Genomic DNA, 15,103 nt, shown 5'->3' on the forward strand with positions numbered 1-15,103 from the left:
TTCGGAAAAGGTGAAAGCGTTTGACTTTTAATTTTAGGATTTATGGCCTTGGTAGAATTTCCACCCAAGTTCCTCGCTGGGGATCTACCACAACTTTGACCGGCCCCAGTGCCGAGTCATTAGTTTGAAAAATAACCAAATAGTAGCCATCGACCCAAGCTGCTACCTCGGCATCTTTCCAATCCCCAACCACGGTAGCTTTGACATCCGAAGGCAAGGCATTATATGCAATCTCTCGATATACATCAAGTGGGTCTTCATCACCTTCCAATTTGCAAGAAAATGAAATTGAAAAGAGAACGACTAGTAGTAGAATGGCGGATAGATTTTTCATGTTTTAACTGATTTAATAAAAGGACGCAGCTTGAAGCTGCATGTTACTTATTGCCTCCAATTATTTGCAAACTTTGTTAGTAAGGACATCGAATTTAACTCATTTTGGTTATTCGTCAATTCAAAAACCCAATTTGTCAATTGGTAGGAATAAGTCCATTTTGGTGTACATAGCTTTGATCGTACTTAACTTAAAAAGCTATGAAAATCAATTGTTTGAAGTCGGCCTTCTTGCTGTTTATATCGCTGTCTGTATTGCTTTCAGGATGTGAACTTGCTCCATTTGTTCCACAACCAAACGGTTTGGATAAAATTAATTCTAATGAAAAAAAATTCGATATTGATAAGTTTGAAGCAAACTTAGTTGAAGGATTGGGAAATCAGTGGGTGGGATATTCTTATGTAATTAACCAAAATGGACGCATGGTCCATTCGGGAGTTTTCGGGAGTTGGAAAGTAGGCAGGAGTGTTGCGCCAGCCGACTTAAATTCCTCACTTTATCTGGCTAGCGTCGGCAAGACGATTACGGCTGTGTCTGTAATCATTGCAATGAGAGAGTTTGGTTCAGGGCTTAATTCTATGCTCAATTTCCCAATTGGGCCATACCTTCCTGTTCAATTAAATGCCAGTCCACAAGTCAACAGCCTTCGCTTTAGGGATTTGTTAACGCACCGTTCGGGTTTTGCCCAGAACATGAATTTGAGTTTTGCCAATATGAAAGTCTTGGCTGGTTCTAACACTGTAGCATCAAATAGTCCCTATGTATATTCAAATGTAAATTTTTCACTTTTGAAATACGCGGTATTCAGACTTGCGGGACAAAATCTTAACGGGATTCTAGATGAAACTGAACAGGAAAATAAAGTAAACTCTTTTTTTATGAGTTACCTCAAAACCAGAATTTTTGATCCAGCAGGAATCACAAGTCAGTCAACAGTGAGTGATGATGTCTTGTATTACCTCATGGGAGACGGTGCAGGTGTAGCGGGATGGTCCTTTGGAGACTTGAGAGCTCGGTTAGGAAGTGGAGGAATTTATATGAACACCATGGATTTAGCCAGATTTCAGGCCTTTTTAAACAATTCAGAAACGCTCCTGACTACCCAAGAACGAGCAGCAATGTATGTCAATTATCTAGGCTGGGCCGATGTAAATCCACAAACTAACCCAATTGTAGGCTCACAAGGTACCTATTATAGCAAGCAGGGGAGTTTTCAAAATAATACCGGACAAGGGGTCCGAACAATCATTATAACTTACCCCAAAAATAAAGTTGAGGCTGTATTCATGGCTAATACCCGGGGTGGGAATCTGGACAACACGAATGGACTTAATCTCGTGTTCAGAAATGCCTACGACAATGCTTGGGATTAAAAATTAGGTAATTATAATAGTCCATCAAGCGCTGACTGTCAGTGCTTGATGGATTATAAATTATTATAATACTTGATCAAAGTATTCAGCTGTTTGAAGTCCAGATTCCCTTTAGCAAGTTTTAAGTGATGTATAATGGCTAAAGATTTTTTCATTCTGGATTCCGGATTCTTCACTTTAGTCACAAGGAATATGAGACTTCTTTGTTTGCCTGGAGTAAGCTTTCGGAAGTAGTCATTGCCTTCTTCTTCTTGATCCAAAAGTACTTGTAACTCTTCCGGAACATCGTGACCAAATTCGCTAAGATCCCGCTCAATTCTGACAGGGATTGAATGATACTCGTCCAATTCAAGTTTTTTGCGCAATTCCTGATTAACCAGAACATACCAATATTCCTTTGATTTTAGCAAAGCCATGTGATAAGGACCATTATTTTTGATCCAAATGAGAACTCGTCTATGGCTGACGTCCATCATTTGATCGGCAATTCCAATTGGTACAGGAATGTGAAAATGCCAATGATTAAAATCGAATTTACCCATCTTACCAATGAACTCCATAGCCAATTAAATATCAATCAGTTAAAATAATTTTGAGAAGGAACAGTGCTTTTTGGGAATTTACATCAATCATTTCTTGGGTATTTGTCTTCTTTGTTATAATCTACCCACTTTGGGGTAAAGTGGCAACATGTTTCAACGATTGCTATTTTTTCAATAGCCCAAAATGGAATAGAAACGGCTAAGAGCCCCCTTCAAAAGCATTTTTTCCGGTTTTGTGTTTTACAGGCATGAGCTTTGAACTTGAGTCATGGATAAAGTACTTGGAAAAAAAGTTTAATCGTTTTTATCTTGAAATTTTCGAGAAAAATAAAACCTAAAACATTTGGATCCGTGGACTCAATGAGAGTAATAGATTATGTTTTGAGTCTTTTTACGTAATGAAGCAGGACTTTAAATTTATTTTCTATCAGATCTCAAATAAATTATTTAACCACAAAATACCACTACGATGAAAAAATCAAATGTTTCAATGTCTCTATGGATAGCAGGTTTAGTTTCTGGAGTTGTCGCAGGATACTACCTCTACCAAAACAGAGAAAAATTAGGCCCACAAAAAGATAAAATTGTGAAGCTATTGGGCGATTTGCAGAAAGCAAGTGAGCAAATTGGCAAAAAATTAAAAGAAGCTGGTATTGATGGCCTGGAAAAAGGCAAAAAAGTATTGGACAAGTCTACTGCAGAGTTTAATTAATTTTAAACTGAAGCATTCAAGTCAAAAGCTGTGGAGAAATCCGCAGCTTTTTTCTTTTGTGGCAAATCCCAAAAAATTGTTTTCTTGTCAGTCTGATTCTTACAAGAATAATTTGGCTATGTCACTTCGCTCCAAGCTTCCTCATATCGGTACTACAATTTTTACGGTGATGTCTCAAATGGCATCAGAAGAAAGAGCAATCAACCTTTCTCAGGGTTTTCCGGGATTTGGTGCTGATCCAGTCTTATTGGATTTGGTCGGGAAATATACACGGGAAGGATTCAACCAATATGCTCCTATGGCTGGAATTCCAAGTCTACGGAAAATACTCTCCGAAAAAACGCAACTGACCCAAGGTTATTTCCCTGATCCTGATCGTGAAGTCACTATTGTTTCAGGGGCGACGGAGGCTATTTTTTCGGCGGTCTCTGCTATCGTCAGAGGAGGAGATGAGGTGATCATTCTCGAACCCGCCTACGACAGCTACGAACCTGCAATTCTTCTCAATGGAGGAATTCCAGTTTATGTCCCTTTAAATTCCACGGATTTCTCTGTGGATTGGGAGCAGGTGAAAAATGCTATTTCTTCTAAAACGAGGGCAATTTTAGTTAATTCACCTCATAATCCCAGCGGGTTTGTTTGGGCTGAAAATGATCTGAATACCTTGGCGAATTTGATTCGGGATCGTGAAATTTATGTGGTAAGTGATGAGGTGTATGAGCACATTACTTTTGACGATAAGCGGCATTTTTCTTTGGGAGCCCATCCGGAGCTTAACCAAAAAACATTTGTATGCGGCTCATTTGGGAAGACTTTTCACGTCACCGGCTGGAAAATCGGTTATTGTATAGCACCTCCTACTCTTACCGAGGAGTTCCGGAAAATCCACCAATATGTCACATTTAGTACAGTGACACCGATTCAATATGCCTTTGCTGAATACCTTGAAGTGCCCGATCGCTATTTGTCTATCCCCAGTTTTTATCAAGGAAAACGGGATTTTTTTGCAAAGGGGCTAAAGGAAACTTTATTTGAAGTGATTCCGAGCCATGGAAGTTTTTTTCAGCTTGTATCTTATGGTCATCTCTCCAAAATCTCTGACAGAGAGCTGGCAGAAAAAATGACAAGAAAACTCAAAGTAGCCTGTATTCCTGTATCAGTTTTTTACAGCGATAAAAAAGACGATAAAATCATTCGATTTTGCTTTGCAAAAACTAATGAGGACTTGTCTAAGGGTATAGAAAGGTTACAAAACCTTCGCAGTATTTTATGAAATTGGAGCGTCTTCTGAGAGATTTAGCCTGATTACGAAACAAGTACCTTTGCCAACCTCTGATTTCACCCGAATGGTACCCCCGTGACTGAAAATAATGTTTTGCGTATTGGTTAGTCCCAATCCGGATCCCCCGATTTTATCCGTGAAAAAAGGCTCAAAAATCCGCTCCAGGTTTTCTTGGGCAATTCCAGCACCATTATCCAGTATTTCCACCTGACATTGATGGCCTCTTAGAATAGTCTTAATGATAAGTTTCCCATTTTTATCCTCCATAGATTCAATTGCGTTTACTAAAATATTACTAAAAGCAATTTTTATTTTCTCAGCGTCAAGGGGTAGGAGACAGTCTTCATCCTTGTATTGTTTGATGACTTTAATTCCTTTCAATTCAATCCGGTTGACTTGATCCAAAGCTTCATCCAAGAGGTCTTCGATAGAATGATTTTGAATGTTTAATTCTGAAAAACGGGTACTGTCCAAGAGTTGGGAAACCAAGTGATTGATTCGATCACAATTTCTTCGGATAACCTCGATCAGGTCTCCACTTTCAGCCAATGTTTCTTTCGAAAGTTCTAATTGAAGTTGGTCAGCAGAAAGGACTATGGTGGTTAGCGGGTTTTTGACTTCATGAGCCAAAAGACGGGCAATCCTTCCCGTTGAGGAGAATTTTTTAAGATTAAGTGCTTCTTCAGCTTGAGTTTTGATCGCGCTTAGGTCTTTGATCAAAACCTGAAATTGATTATCGTCTTGTTTGGCTATACTTATTATCGTGTTTATAACAGCGTTATCATCTGTCATGATAACCGTTTCTATTTCAAAGGATTCTGTCTTTTTTTCCAGGTTTTTGAGAAGTTTTTGCTTAGCACTGTCCTCAAAAATCAAATCGCTGAAAAAACATTCTTTTTCGGAAGAATTTTCATGTGGATTTATGCCAAATTTATTAACGAACATGGGGTTTGCTTCGAGGATTTTACTTTTCCCGTCAATTAGGATAAAAGGATCAGCCGCCATTTCAAAAATAGATCGAAACTTTTTGCACGTTTGCTCCAGAGACTCAAATAGTTTTGAGTCACGAATGGCAAACTGCAGTCTCCTCTCGAAGGTATTTGCATCATATTTTCCCCGAACCAAATAATCCGCAACCCCTAGGTTGAGCACTTCCTTGTCGATGGTTTCAGAATCCAATCCTGAAAGCATTATCAGAGGAGCATGCTTTCGTAATGCCTTTATTTCTTTGATCAGATTAAGCTGATCGTCCTTACCTGGATTATATCCTACCAGAAATACAGTGTAGGAGTCTTTAATTTTGACCAGTGCGTCATCGATGGACTGTGCCGTTTCTAGGACGTATTTATTCTTTTTGGCGGTCTTTAATATGGTAGAGACCAGCTTTTGTTCTTCCTGATCATCGTCGACATATAATATCCGAATGACTTCTTTTTCTACCATTGTTTTTGGAATCGAAATTATTTGTAGGGTGTGTAATTGAGATTAATAGTTTGTGTTCTTTAAAACTTTTAAAGTTCAATCAAAAAATACACTCGAGCAGAAAGATCGCATGATAAATCGGTAAATGCAATTTCCCCAAATCGGGCATTATTCTACTCTTTTTTTCTCAGTATTATTAGATAATAGATAAATAATAAAAGTGTAAACGTTTGTTTTATTGGCTCTTGGCAGATTACAATCATTTTATTTTTTAGGCACAGGGATTGGGTTATTTGATTTAAATAAACTTTCAACCAAAACTTAAAATTAAAATGAACAATTTACTGTACATCATTGCCGTAATCTTAGTTATAGGATGGCTTATTGGAGTATTCGCTTACAGTGCTACTGGCATCATCCACGTTCTCTTGGTCATTGCAATCATTGCGATCTTATTCAAGGTAATAGGTGGACGGTCCTTTTAAATTTAACATTTGTTCATAAAGATAAATTTGGAATAAATCGTTCATGAAAATCAAAGGAAATCGCAAAATGGAAACAGGATCGATTTTGGAAGTTATCCTTAAACTTTCAGGGAAATCCAACCAATCTAAAACCCGCGAAATTTACCTTTGGGATAATGCTGAGTCTTTCAAAGGCAATACCAAAGAAGCGATCATGAATGATATAGAGAATTCTTAATTTATTTATTACAAATTTTAAACACTTAATCTGCATATAATTTCTATCCCTGTAGCGGTTTTTTAGGATGAATAATGTTTGATTATTTGATTGTCAATAAAGTAAGTGGTTTGGGGATTTTAAAAAGGTGTAATCTCAGGTTACACCTTTTTCGTAAAATGTATGTTGTCAATATGGGCGCATATTAATCATTAGAGTGCGTTGACTTTTTCAACACATCTAGAATTAACAAATATGAAAAAGCATGTTATCTTGGTAGTTGACGATGAGAAAGAGATTAGAAATTTGTTTTTTCGATATTTGGGAAAGAAGGGATACATCGTTCATTTGGCAGGTTCAATTGAAGAAGAAAAAAGAGTTTTGGAAAAAGTAATTCCAGATCTTATTTTCTTAGATATTAACCTCCCTGATGGCAATGGACTCGATGAATTACGGAGGTTGAAACCCTACAAGGAGGGGTGCAAAGTGATAATGATGAGTGCATTTGATCATATGGAAGAGCAAAAAGATGCCTTTGATTCTTTTGCAATTGATTTCTTGAGTAAGCCATTTAGTCTTTCAAGACTTAATCAAGTCTTAGAATCTCGATTTAACCCTTTAATTATACCCAAAAAAGATAATGGCCCACATATTAGTAATTGATGATAATCTGGATATATGCCAGCTTTTGGACCGTTTTCTGACCAAAAAAGGGCATAACGTTCAGACTACCATATCAGGGAAAACCGGTTTGGATTACATCAAAAAGATGCAGTATGATCTGATCTTTTGTGATTTCAAACTCCGTGAAATGGACGGTAGGGAGATATTGCAGAAAGTTAAAGAAGTATCCCCAAGCACACAGGTGGTAATCATCACCGGTTATGCAGATGTCAAGATTGCTGTTGAAGTAATTAAAAATGGAGCCTTTGATTACATAACCAAGCCTCTAATCCCGGATGAAATTTTATTGCTTATTGACCGATGCATGTTGGCTAAAAAGGAAAGCCATTCTTATTCTGTCAATTTTTTGAAACCGAATGAAATGGGTAATTCTTCGAATTCCTCTACTAATCTTCCAAAGGACAACTACCTCCGCGGAATAGGCAAAGAATCTCGAAAGCTCTATAAGGAAGTTCAACTAGTCGCTCCGACCAATCTAAGTGTGGTGATTTATGGAGAGAGTGGTGCCGGAAAGGAAAATATTGCAAAAATCATCCATGAACAAAGTTCAAGGGCGGGGAAACCTTTTATTGCGATCGATTGTGGTGCTTTAACCAAAGAACTTGCTGGCAGTGAGCTTTGGGGCCATGAAAAAGGAGCTTTTACCGGCGCACATTCTGACAAAGCGGGTCAATTTGAACTGGCAGATGGCGGTACGATATTTTTGGATGAAATTTCAAATTTGTCTTACGAAATTCAAGTGGGGTTGCTTAGACTGGTGCAGGAAAGAAAACTCAGAAGAATTGGAGCGAGTAAAGACAGGTCAATCGATGTTAGAATTTTGGTTGCGTCTAATGAAGACCTCCGCAAATCAGTTCAGGAAGGTAAATTCCGGGAAGACTTATTTTTTCGATTCAATGAATTCAGTATTACTGTTCCTCCTTTAAGGGAGCGGAAAGATGATATTGCTGCTTTTTCCAAGCACTTTCTGGAATTAGCCAATGAGGAATTAAATAAGGATTTGGTGGGTTTTGACCCGGATGTATTAGATGTATTTTTGAATTATGACTGGCCAGGAAATCTCAGGGAAATGAGAAATGTAATCCGAAGGGCAATCTTATTGTCAAATGGCAGAACTATTAGTCTTTCCGGATTGCCACCGGAGGTGGTTTACTTCAGAAAATTCAATTTCAAAGAGTTGGACGAAGAGGATCCTCAGTTGGAAACAGTTAGAAATGATTCGTATTCCAGTCTAAAAAATGCAGCTGCCGGAGCGGAAGCAGCCATCTTGCGGAAAGTGCTTGAAGAAGTTAAGTACAATCGAACCAAAGCCGCACAGCGCTTAGGTATAGATCGAAAAACTCTTTTCAACAAAATGAAGCAATATGATTTATGATATTTTCAGCCTTGAATTTTAGAAGGAACTTACTCCAATTGGGCGATTTTTCCCCAAACTTCTAGAATTGAATTATCCTTTACCGTGCTGTCTTCTGAATTTTAAATTCAAAAAATACTCTTAAAAGGCGTTTAATCGCCTTTTTTTTATGATCTGCCAATCTTTGGCTTCTCTCAGTTCATAGGCACGGGATTTGGAAAGTTTGATGTAATCTAATTTTGTTTGAGATGAATAATAGTACAAAACTTAGTTTAGAACTGATTCCTGCTTCTGAAAAAAACAGGGAAAGGCTAGATACGCCTACTTTTTCGGTTTTGCTTTTTGATTTTAAAATTTTCCAAAAAGAGGTATCACAGTTTTACTCCATTTACCAGGGGCCTGATTACTTTGATTTTTTAAAAAGACTGTCTGAACTTCGGTTTCAGGTCAATTCCATTGTGGAAGAGCTGGAAATTCACTTTAATGATTTGAATAAAATACCATATAAATCCTTGAACAACTCATTTGAATTTACCCTCGAAAAAGGTCATGTAATGGTAAGTACTGATGCTGAAAGAATCTCCAATGTAGTAGCTGGTTTAGGAAATTTGATTCAATCAAGTCGTAAAGCTGCATTGGAGGCTTTTAGAGAAGAAAACTTTATAATAGAATCGATGTTAAGTGGCTTCGCCAAAGAAATGGAAAGAAGCAAATGGATCTTCTATATGTATTCAAAATATTAATGAAAGGGTGATAAAGTTAAAGAACTGTGGAAATTCCACAGTTTTTTTTTGTCGTATTGAAGCCAATTCTCAAATAATACCTATATACCCTACCAAATTGGTAGGTTAATAACTTTTTGTTTTTAATTTTGGAATTCAAACCTATTATCAAATTGACTTCCGATGGAAAAACTCATCCTACGTCTCCGAAATGAGCCTTTTTGGAGTATGTTTTTCGCCTTTGCGGCAATGATTTTTGTATTGATGGTTACCCAGACGCTGACACAATCAATCAAAAGCTGGGAACTGGATACAGAGATGTTTTTATGGTTTTTGCTTGTTGGATTTGTTGCACAGAGCATAGACGGTGCCTTGGGAATGGCGTATGGTGTCAGTTGCAATTCCATTTTGCTAGGAATTGGAATTCCACCTGCCTCCGCCTCCGCTTGGGTTCATTTTGCTCAAGTCTTTACCAGTTTAGCCTCTGGTATTTCTCATTGGAAAATGGGAAATGTAGACTGGAAATTAGCCAAAAGGCTTTTAATTCCGGGAGTGATCGGGTCTGTTATTGGAGCCTTTTTATTATCCAATGTTGACGGAGATTTAGTGAAGCCGATCATTGCTGTTTACCTATTCGTGATGGGTATCGTGATCTTGCGAAAGGTCAGAAAAAAGCACGCCCCAAAATTCAACAGGGAAAGCAGAAGTCTTCCGGTCTTAGCAACAGGAGGAGGATTTGCTGATGCTATCGGCGGCGGCGGCTGGGGACCAATTGTCAACAGTACTTTACTCAGTAAAGGAAAAATCGCCCGCTATGCTATCGGAACTGGGAATTTTGTCGAGTTCTTTGTGTCTCTGGCAAGTGCCTCTACGTTTTTGTTTTTTGTCAAAGAATTAAGTCTTGCTCCGGTTTTGGGCTTGATATTAGGCGGAATTATCGCTGCACCATTTGCCGCCTATATTTGTAAATTGATCAAACCTAAATATCTGATGATTGCAGTGGGGATTTTGATTATTCTATTAAGTATCAGGACATTTTATCTTGCTCTTTGATGATTGCCAAGTATTTCAAATTCTTTGAGTTGAAGCCAGTGCAACTGGTTACCCTATTCCTTTTCCTGAGTTGGAGCGCATCAGCTCAGAATCCTGATTTTGAAGCATGGAAAATTAATCGGGAAAAGGAGCTTCTTGCTGAAGATGGCTGGTTAAATCTTGCTGGATTGTTTTGGATTACTGAAACGAATTCATTTTTGAATCGGCAGGGAAAGGATAGCTTGATTCTTTCCAATCAAGCATCCAATCAAACAATTGGTACATTTCAACTAGTAAACGATTCAATATGGTTTTTTTTCAACCCGAAAGTCATCAAAAGAAATAAGATTCAGCGACCCGGATTCCAGCTTCAATTTCCAGAGAAAGCCTACGGATCCGGCGCAGTTTATTATGACCGTTGGAAATGGACGGTTATCAATAGGGGAGGAGAATATGCTATGCGATTGCGCGACTTGAAACATCCCGCTTTATCCAAATTTCAACCGCTTCTATATTTTGACTATGATTCAGGTTTTGCTGTTGAAGCTTTTTTTATACCAAAATTTAACGAAACGATTAATATACCAAATGTACTGGGTCAAGTCATTGAATGGAAAGTGATGGGTTTGTTGCGATTTGAAATTGAAGGTAAGAGCCATGAATTAACAGCTTTGGATGATGCAGGAAAGCTTTTTGTGATTTTTTCCGATCTGACAAATGAATCGGAAACCTATCCAACAGGAAGGTATCTTTATGTGGATTACCCCGATCAAGGTGGCATTACCCGAGTTGATTTTAATTTCTCGTATAATCCTCCTTGCGCTTTTACGGCATTTGCTACCTGTCCTATTCCTCCTAAAGTGAACCGACTGGAAATCGATATTCAAGCAGGTGAAAAGTATCCGGATAATCACTGATTCAAAAAAGTCTGTTGGGATCAACTCCCAACAGACTTTCCGGAAAAACTTGCTTTTTGCTTATTCTAGGCTTTTAGGCCAAGGCTTTTCGGCAAAACTCCACACATTTCTGAACTTCCTTTACAGCATCTGATCCTTCCGGAACTTGGTATTCCAGTTCGATAGTTGCAGGGAATTTGTACTTGTTTTTTTGCATCAATTTAAGCAGATCACCAATAGGTGTATCGCCTGTACCCCAAGGTAAGTTTCCTTTTCCATTGGCCGGAGTTTGACGGTCTTTGGTATGCATGCTGTAGATGCGGGCATGATGCTTTTCAATCAGGGGAATTAAATCTGTGTGGCCTGCCGCGATGTAATGGCCTGCATCCAAGTTCAAGCCGTTCATTTTGCTTTGCGTCAGCGCTGTATCCCAAAAAGTGAAAGTCTCTTGCTCGTGGCCATGATATCCCACGCCCATTTTGTGTAATTCGCCGAGCTTTCCAAGTCGTAGCGTGTGTGCATCGTCGGACGGATGCTCCAAGGTGACATGTGTTGCTCCTAAGGCTTTGGCAGCTTTCATTCCGTAAGCGATGTCAGCATCCGTATTATTTTGGCCAAAGGCATTTGGCTTGAAAGCATAGATCGAGACTCCTGCGTCCTTGTACATTTTCCGAACCTGCTCGAATTTCTTCATATCGACACTTGATCTCCATGCAGCTACGACTTTGTTGTAATCTTGAGCTTGGACCTGCATTTCTGCCAATTCTTTGGTTTCGTCGGCAGTCAAAGCTTCACCGCGTCGCTGCTTTCCGCCCAATTGGAACATCCGCGCTCTGTTCATTGGGGAAGCTGGCATTCCTGCAAAGCTCTCAGCTGGATCACCCATGAGTTCAATGGAACTCAGACCACTGTCTACCACATATTTCAAGGTGGCTTCAGCACTTTGATCCGGCATGGATCTGAAAGAATAAGTGATGCATCCGATTGTCACCCCGTTTATGACTGAATTCGGCTTGTTGAGGGATTTTATAATTGAGGGAGCGCCTTGTAGCCAAGAAGGGGCCATCGCGAGTCCTGCGATTCCAAGGGCAGATTTTTGGAGGAATTTTCTTCTATTGTTCATGGTTTTATTGGGTTTGATAGAGATTAGAATCAAAGTATGACATTTAATCGGGATTCTTTTTTGTTTTGACTTAAGTCGTTTTACTGAGGTTTATTTGGTAGAAATTCAGTTTGAGCGTTAGTTATTATTTTTAGAATAGGAGTCATCTTCATTTATCGATAAATTCCTGCATTGATGGATTAAGAGCGAGACCCATCGATTTTTCATTTTTATTTTTGATCATCATATTAACCTGTGAGCTATGAAATCTATAATTTTTAAGAAAATCGTCCTTGCCATTTTATTGGTGGTTCATTTTGTAGGAAGTGTGAATGGGCAGGATAGTTCCCTGCTTTGGAAAGTCAGTGGAAATGGGTTGGAGAAGGAATCTTACCTTTTTGGAACTATTCATATCATCTGCAAATCGGATTTTTTGATGGATGATCGGATTATCAAGGCCTTTGAAAGTGCTGAACAGCTTTTTCTGGAACTTGATATGAGTGATCCGCAGCTTCAGCTCAAAATGCAACAAGTTTCTATCAATCCTGGGATGAAAAACATCAAAGCCGAAATGGATGAATCAGCGGCATCTGCTCTTGACGCGTTTCTTTTGAAAAATTACGGAGCAGGTTTAGCGCAACTTGGGATATTAAAACCCTTTGTCTTAAGTTCCATGGTGATGCTAAAAGCCCTTCCTTGTACAGAAATTGAAAGCTATGAAGGTTATTTTACTTCCCGGGCAGGAGAGGCCGAAATGCCAATTGTGGGATTGGAAACGGTCGAGTTTCAGGTGGGAATTTTTGATCAGATTCCTCGGGACTTACAATTGAAAGAACTTATGAAATTGGTTACTGAGGAAGGGTCCCAACAAGAGTTTCAAATCATGATATCAGCCTATCTGGCTGAAGATATCCTTGCACTCGACCAAGCGATGACTAATAGCGGTATGATGGCTGACTATCGCAGTATATTGCTTGAGGAAAGAAATAAAAATTGGGTGCCTCAAATGGAAGAAGCTATGAAAGCCAAATCAATTTTCATGGCTGTGGGAGCAGGCCACTTGGGAGGGGATTTTGGTGTGATTTCCTTACTTCGTAAAGCAGGTTATTCGGTAGAACCAATCCATTAATTAGCCGGGAATTTACCTCCCAAACTTAAATGAATAAGAATAAACCCAATTCCCTTTCCAAATCAAAAATTTACTGGCTGCTCCAAATCATAGGCTGGAGCTCTATTATTTTCATAGAGACCATCAATTATACTTTTTTCATAATTGGTGAATTCAGATGGGAATATTTCCAACAGTTTTTTCTTTATTCTTTTGTAGGTCTCTTAGCTTCCCACCTCTATAAAACTATGTTTATAAAGCTTGAGGTATTTGGCAAGCCTTTATCAAGGATATGGTTTCGAGCATTTTTTGATGTGATGATGATTACTTTGGTGATGGTTGTTTTACTCTATTCGCCCTACTTAGTCGAGGATTTTGGGACTATCAGGAAGAGTGAATTCTGGATCGGGTTCTTTGGACAAATTATGAATTTGGGTAGATACGTCATCGTTTGGATTATAATTTACTACCTCTATCACATTCTGAAAAAGAATTCGGAAATCACAGAACAAAAGCTTCTTCTGGAAAATGTGGCCAAGTCTGCTGAATTGGAATTGCTCAAAAACCAACTTAATCCACACTTCTTGTTTAATGCACTGAACAGCATCAAAGCCTTGGTTTTGATCGATCAGGAGAAAGCCCGCGATGCAATCATCAAGCTCTCAGAGCTTCTTCGCTTCACGCTGAATTATGAAAAAGCCCCACTGATTGCACTCAATGAAGAAATCAATGAGGTGGTCAAATATCTGGAGCTTGAGCAGATCCGTTTTGGGAGGCGATTGGATGTGCACATTTCCCTGCAAGAGGAAACCCTGGATGTCAAAGTGCCTCCCGCAATGGTGTTGACTTTGGCCGAAAATGCAATCAAGCATGGCATCACCCAAATCCCTGATGGGGGTGGAATCTGGATCGAAAGCAAACTAAGAGGAAATACGCTGACCATTGAAATTATTAATTCGGGGCAATTGAAGGATACATTTTATTTGGGTATTGGTCTGAAAAACCTTCAAATGAGATTGCAAAACCTATTTTCTGATAAGGCAACTTTTTACCTTGATGCCTTGTCAGATTCTAAAGTCGTCGCTAGAATTACTTACCCTATTCTTTAAAAATGAAAAAACGTGTCTATTTGGTTGATGATGAGTTGCTCGCCTTGGAGGAATTGAAAGTCTTACTGCTACCTTATGAAGATCTTGAAATAGTGGGATTTTCAGATCGGGTGGAGCAGGCGATTTTGGATTGTAATTCGCTCAAGCCGGACCTTATTTTTCTGGATATCAATATGCCTGGCAAAGACGGTTTTGAGTTTCTCCAAAGCTTGGAAGAAGTCAAAGAGGTAATTTTTGTAACTGCTTACGATCAGTATGCAATCAAAGCTTTTGAGGTTAATGCCCTTGATTACCTTTTAAAGCCGCTTAATCCGAAGCGTCTGACAGAAGCTATCCAAAGGTTTGGCAGCAAATTCCAAGCTGTGGAAAATCAGGTAGAGGAAAGGCTCAGTGCGGATAAGAAGATTTTCATCAAAGACGGTGAAAAGTGCCATTTCGTGCCGATTTCGAAGATTTACCTGCTCGAAAGTGTCGGGAATTATGTCCGGGTTTTCTATGAAAATCAACAGCCATTGCTTCATAAATCCCTGACTTATTTGGAGCAAAAACTACCAGAGGACCTCTTTTTCAGAGCTAATCGCCAATTTATGTTCAATCTCGACTTTATCAGTCAGATCGAACCCTACTTCAACAGTACACTATTAATAGTGATGAAATCAGGTCATAAAATCGACCTCAGTCAACGACAAAGCGCGAAGTTTCGGGAGATTACTGGGGTGTAGGGGCTTGTAAAGTTTTGTAAGTGGTTAC

General features: G+C 38.9%; 17 protein-coding genes. 13 read left to right on the top strand and 4 right to left on the bottom strand.

The window, feature by feature from the left end:
- Positions 1–40 precede the first annotated feature (40 nt).
- Positions 41–334, bottom strand: a complete 294-nt coding sequence (locus tag Q8M62_RS15225) for a hypothetical protein (protein ID WP_304901582.1) — start codon at positions 332–334, stop codon at positions 41–43.
- A gap of 200 nt (positions 335–534) precedes the next feature.
- On the opposite strand from Q8M62_RS15225, the gene Q8M62_RS15230 reads away from it, so the two are divergent.
- Positions 535–1,707: a serine hydrolase gene (locus Q8M62_RS15230; RefSeq protein ID WP_304901581.1), complete on the top strand. Its 1,173-nt coding sequence runs from the start codon at positions 535–537 to the stop codon at positions 1,705–1,707.
- A 53-nt stretch (positions 1,708–1,760) separates the two neighbouring features.
- On the opposite strand, the gene Q8M62_RS15235 is transcribed toward Q8M62_RS15230, so the two are convergent.
- Positions 1,761–2,267 carry a YdeI/OmpD-associated family protein gene (locus Q8M62_RS15235; RefSeq protein WP_304901580.1) on the bottom strand — a complete coding sequence of 169 codons (507 nt, stop codon included), beginning with the start codon at positions 2,265–2,267 and terminating at the stop codon, positions 1,761–1,763.
- Between the two features lie 451 nt (positions 2,268–2,718).
- Here Q8M62_RS15235 and Q8M62_RS15240 point away from each other — a divergent pair, with 451 nt between their 5' ends.
- The gene (locus Q8M62_RS15240; RefSeq protein ID WP_092729805.1) at positions 2,719–2,961 is read left to right on the top strand and encodes a hypothetical protein; all 243 of its coding nucleotides are present in this window, start codon (positions 2,719–2,721) and stop codon (positions 2,959–2,961) included.
- A gap of 118 nt (positions 2,962–3,079) precedes the next feature.
- Entirely contained in the window at positions 3,080–4,234 is a 1,155-nt protein-coding gene (locus Q8M62_RS15245) for a methionine aminotransferase (RefSeq protein WP_304901579.1), read from the top strand.
- Here Q8M62_RS15245 and Q8M62_RS15250 read toward each other — a convergent pair.
- The gene (locus Q8M62_RS15250) at positions 4,229–5,686 is read right to left on the bottom strand and encodes a hybrid sensor histidine kinase/response regulator (RefSeq protein WP_304901578.1); all 1,458 of its coding nucleotides are present in this window, start codon (positions 5,684–5,686) and stop codon (positions 4,229–4,231) included. The genes Q8M62_RS15245 and Q8M62_RS15250 overlap by 6 nt on opposite strands.
- 311 nt (positions 5,687–5,997) lie before the next feature.
- On the opposite strand from Q8M62_RS15250, the gene Q8M62_RS15255 reads away from it, so the two are divergent.
- The 7 genes from Q8M62_RS15255 to Q8M62_RS15285 all read left to right on the top strand — a co-directional run bounded on the left by Q8M62_RS15255 (position 5,998) and on the right by Q8M62_RS15285 (position 11,055).
- Positions 5,998–6,150 carry a lmo0937 family membrane protein gene (locus tag Q8M62_RS15255; protein ID WP_304901577.1) on the top strand — a complete coding sequence of 51 codons (153 nt, stop codon included), beginning with the start codon at positions 5,998–6,000 and terminating at the stop codon, positions 6,148–6,150.
- 43 nt (positions 6,151–6,193) lie between these two features.
- On the top strand, positions 6,194–6,367 hold the full coding sequence (locus tag Q8M62_RS15260) for a hypothetical protein (protein WP_304901576.1): 174 nt from the start codon (positions 6,194–6,196) through the stop codon (positions 6,365–6,367).
- A gap of 234 nt (positions 6,368–6,601) precedes the next feature.
- On the top strand, positions 6,602–7,009 hold the full coding sequence (locus Q8M62_RS15265; protein ID WP_304901575.1) for a response regulator: 408 nt from the start codon (positions 6,602–6,604) through the stop codon (positions 7,007–7,009).
- Positions 6,987–8,405 carry a sigma-54 dependent transcriptional regulator gene (locus Q8M62_RS15270; protein WP_304901574.1) on the top strand — a complete coding sequence of 473 codons (1,419 nt, stop codon included), beginning with the start codon at positions 6,987–6,989 and terminating at the stop codon, positions 8,403–8,405. The genes Q8M62_RS15265 and Q8M62_RS15270 overlap by 23 nt, the downstream gene beginning before the upstream one ends.
- Positions 8,406–8,632: 227 nt before the next feature.
- Entirely contained in the window at positions 8,633–9,127 is a 495-nt protein-coding gene (locus tag Q8M62_RS15275) for a hypothetical protein (protein ID WP_304901573.1), read from the top strand.
- Between the two features lie 162 nt (positions 9,128–9,289).
- The gene (locus Q8M62_RS15280) at positions 9,290–10,159 is read left to right on the top strand and encodes a sulfite exporter TauE/SafE family protein (protein WP_304901572.1); all 870 of its coding nucleotides are present in this window, start codon (positions 9,290–9,292) and stop codon (positions 10,157–10,159) included.
- A 38-nt stretch (positions 10,160–10,197) separates the two neighbouring features.
- Positions 10,198–11,055, top strand: coding sequence for a DUF1684 domain-containing protein (locus Q8M62_RS15285; protein ID WP_304901643.1), 858 nt, complete (start codon positions 10,198–10,200; stop codon positions 11,053–11,055).
- A gap of 73 nt (positions 11,056–11,128) precedes the next feature.
- On the opposite strand, the gene Q8M62_RS15290 is transcribed toward Q8M62_RS15285, so the two are convergent.
- Positions 11,129–12,157 carry a sugar phosphate isomerase/epimerase gene (locus Q8M62_RS15290; RefSeq protein ID WP_304901571.1) on the bottom strand — a complete coding sequence of 343 codons (1,029 nt, stop codon included), beginning with the start codon at positions 12,155–12,157 and terminating at the stop codon, positions 11,129–11,131.
- Positions 12,158–12,398: 241 nt separating this feature from the next.
- On the opposite strand from Q8M62_RS15290, the gene Q8M62_RS15295 reads away from it, so the two are divergent.
- The 3 genes from Q8M62_RS15295 to Q8M62_RS15305 all read left to right on the top strand — a co-directional run bounded on the left by Q8M62_RS15295 (position 12,399) and on the right by Q8M62_RS15305 (position 15,075).
- Positions 12,399–13,265, top strand: a complete 867-nt coding sequence (locus tag Q8M62_RS15295) for a TraB/GumN family protein (protein ID WP_304901570.1) — start codon at positions 12,399–12,401, stop codon at positions 13,263–13,265.
- Between the two features lie 227 nt (positions 13,266–13,492).
- Complete coding sequence (locus Q8M62_RS15300) at positions 13,493–14,353, top strand: sensor histidine kinase (RefSeq protein ID WP_304901569.1); 861 nt, start codon at positions 13,493–13,495, stop codon at positions 14,351–14,353.
- 2 nt (positions 14,354–14,355) lie between these two features.
- The gene (locus Q8M62_RS15305) at positions 14,356–15,075 is read left to right on the top strand and encodes a LytTR family DNA-binding domain-containing protein (RefSeq protein ID WP_304901568.1); all 720 of its coding nucleotides are present in this window, start codon (positions 14,356–14,358) and stop codon (positions 15,073–15,075) included.
- The last annotated feature ends 28 nt before the right edge of the window (positions 15,076–15,103 follow it).

Source organism: Algoriphagus sp., assembly GCF_030694375.1.
Lineage (GTDB): Bacteria > Bacteroidota > Bacteroidia > Cytophagales > Cyclobacteriaceae > Algoriphagus.

Coding starts and splice junctions, on each gene's coding strand:
- Q8M62_RS15225 (WP_304901582.1), bottom strand. CDS start 334: ATGAAAAATCTATCCGCCATTCTACTACTAGTCGTTCTCTTTTCAATT.
- Q8M62_RS15230 (WP_304901581.1), top strand. CDS start 535: ATGAAAATCAATTGTTTGAAGTCGGCCTTCTTGCTGTTTATATCGCTG.
- Q8M62_RS15235 (WP_304901580.1), bottom strand. CDS start 2,267: ATGGAGTTCATTGGTAAGATGGGTAAATTCGATTTTAATCATTGGCAT.
- Q8M62_RS15240 (WP_092729805.1), top strand. CDS start 2,719: ATGAAAAAATCAAATGTTTCAATGTCTCTATGGATAGCAGGTTTAGTT.
- Q8M62_RS15245 (WP_304901579.1), top strand. CDS start 3,080: ATGTCACTTCGCTCCAAGCTTCCTCATATCGGTACTACAATTTTTACG.
- Q8M62_RS15250 (WP_304901578.1), bottom strand. CDS start 5,686: ATGGTAGAAAAAGAAGTCATTCGGATATTATATGTCGACGATGATCAG.
- Q8M62_RS15255 (WP_304901577.1), top strand. CDS start 5,998: ATGAACAATTTACTGTACATCATTGCCGTAATCTTAGTTATAGGATGG.
- Q8M62_RS15260 (WP_304901576.1), top strand. CDS start 6,194: ATGAAAATCAAAGGAAATCGCAAAATGGAAACAGGATCGATTTTGGAA.
- Q8M62_RS15265 (WP_304901575.1), top strand. CDS start 6,602: ATGAAAAAGCATGTTATCTTGGTAGTTGACGATGAGAAAGAGATTAGA.
- Q8M62_RS15270 (WP_304901574.1), top strand. CDS start 6,987: ATGGCCCACATATTAGTAATTGATGATAATCTGGATATATGCCAGCTT.
- Q8M62_RS15275 (WP_304901573.1), top strand. CDS start 8,633: ATGAATAATAGTACAAAACTTAGTTTAGAACTGATTCCTGCTTCTGAA.
- Q8M62_RS15280 (WP_304901572.1), top strand. CDS start 9,290: ATGGAAAAACTCATCCTACGTCTCCGAAATGAGCCTTTTTGGAGTATG.
- Q8M62_RS15290 (WP_304901571.1), bottom strand. CDS start 12,157: ATGAACAATAGAAGAAAATTCCTCCAAAAATCTGCCCTTGGAATCGCA.
- Q8M62_RS15295 (WP_304901570.1), top strand. CDS start 12,399: ATGAAATCTATAATTTTTAAGAAAATCGTCCTTGCCATTTTATTGGTG.
- Q8M62_RS15300 (WP_304901569.1), top strand. CDS start 13,493: ATGTTTATAAAGCTTGAGGTATTTGGCAAGCCTTTATCAAGGATATGG.
- Q8M62_RS15305 (WP_304901568.1), top strand. CDS start 14,356: ATGAAAAAACGTGTCTATTTGGTTGATGATGAGTTGCTCGCCTTGGAG.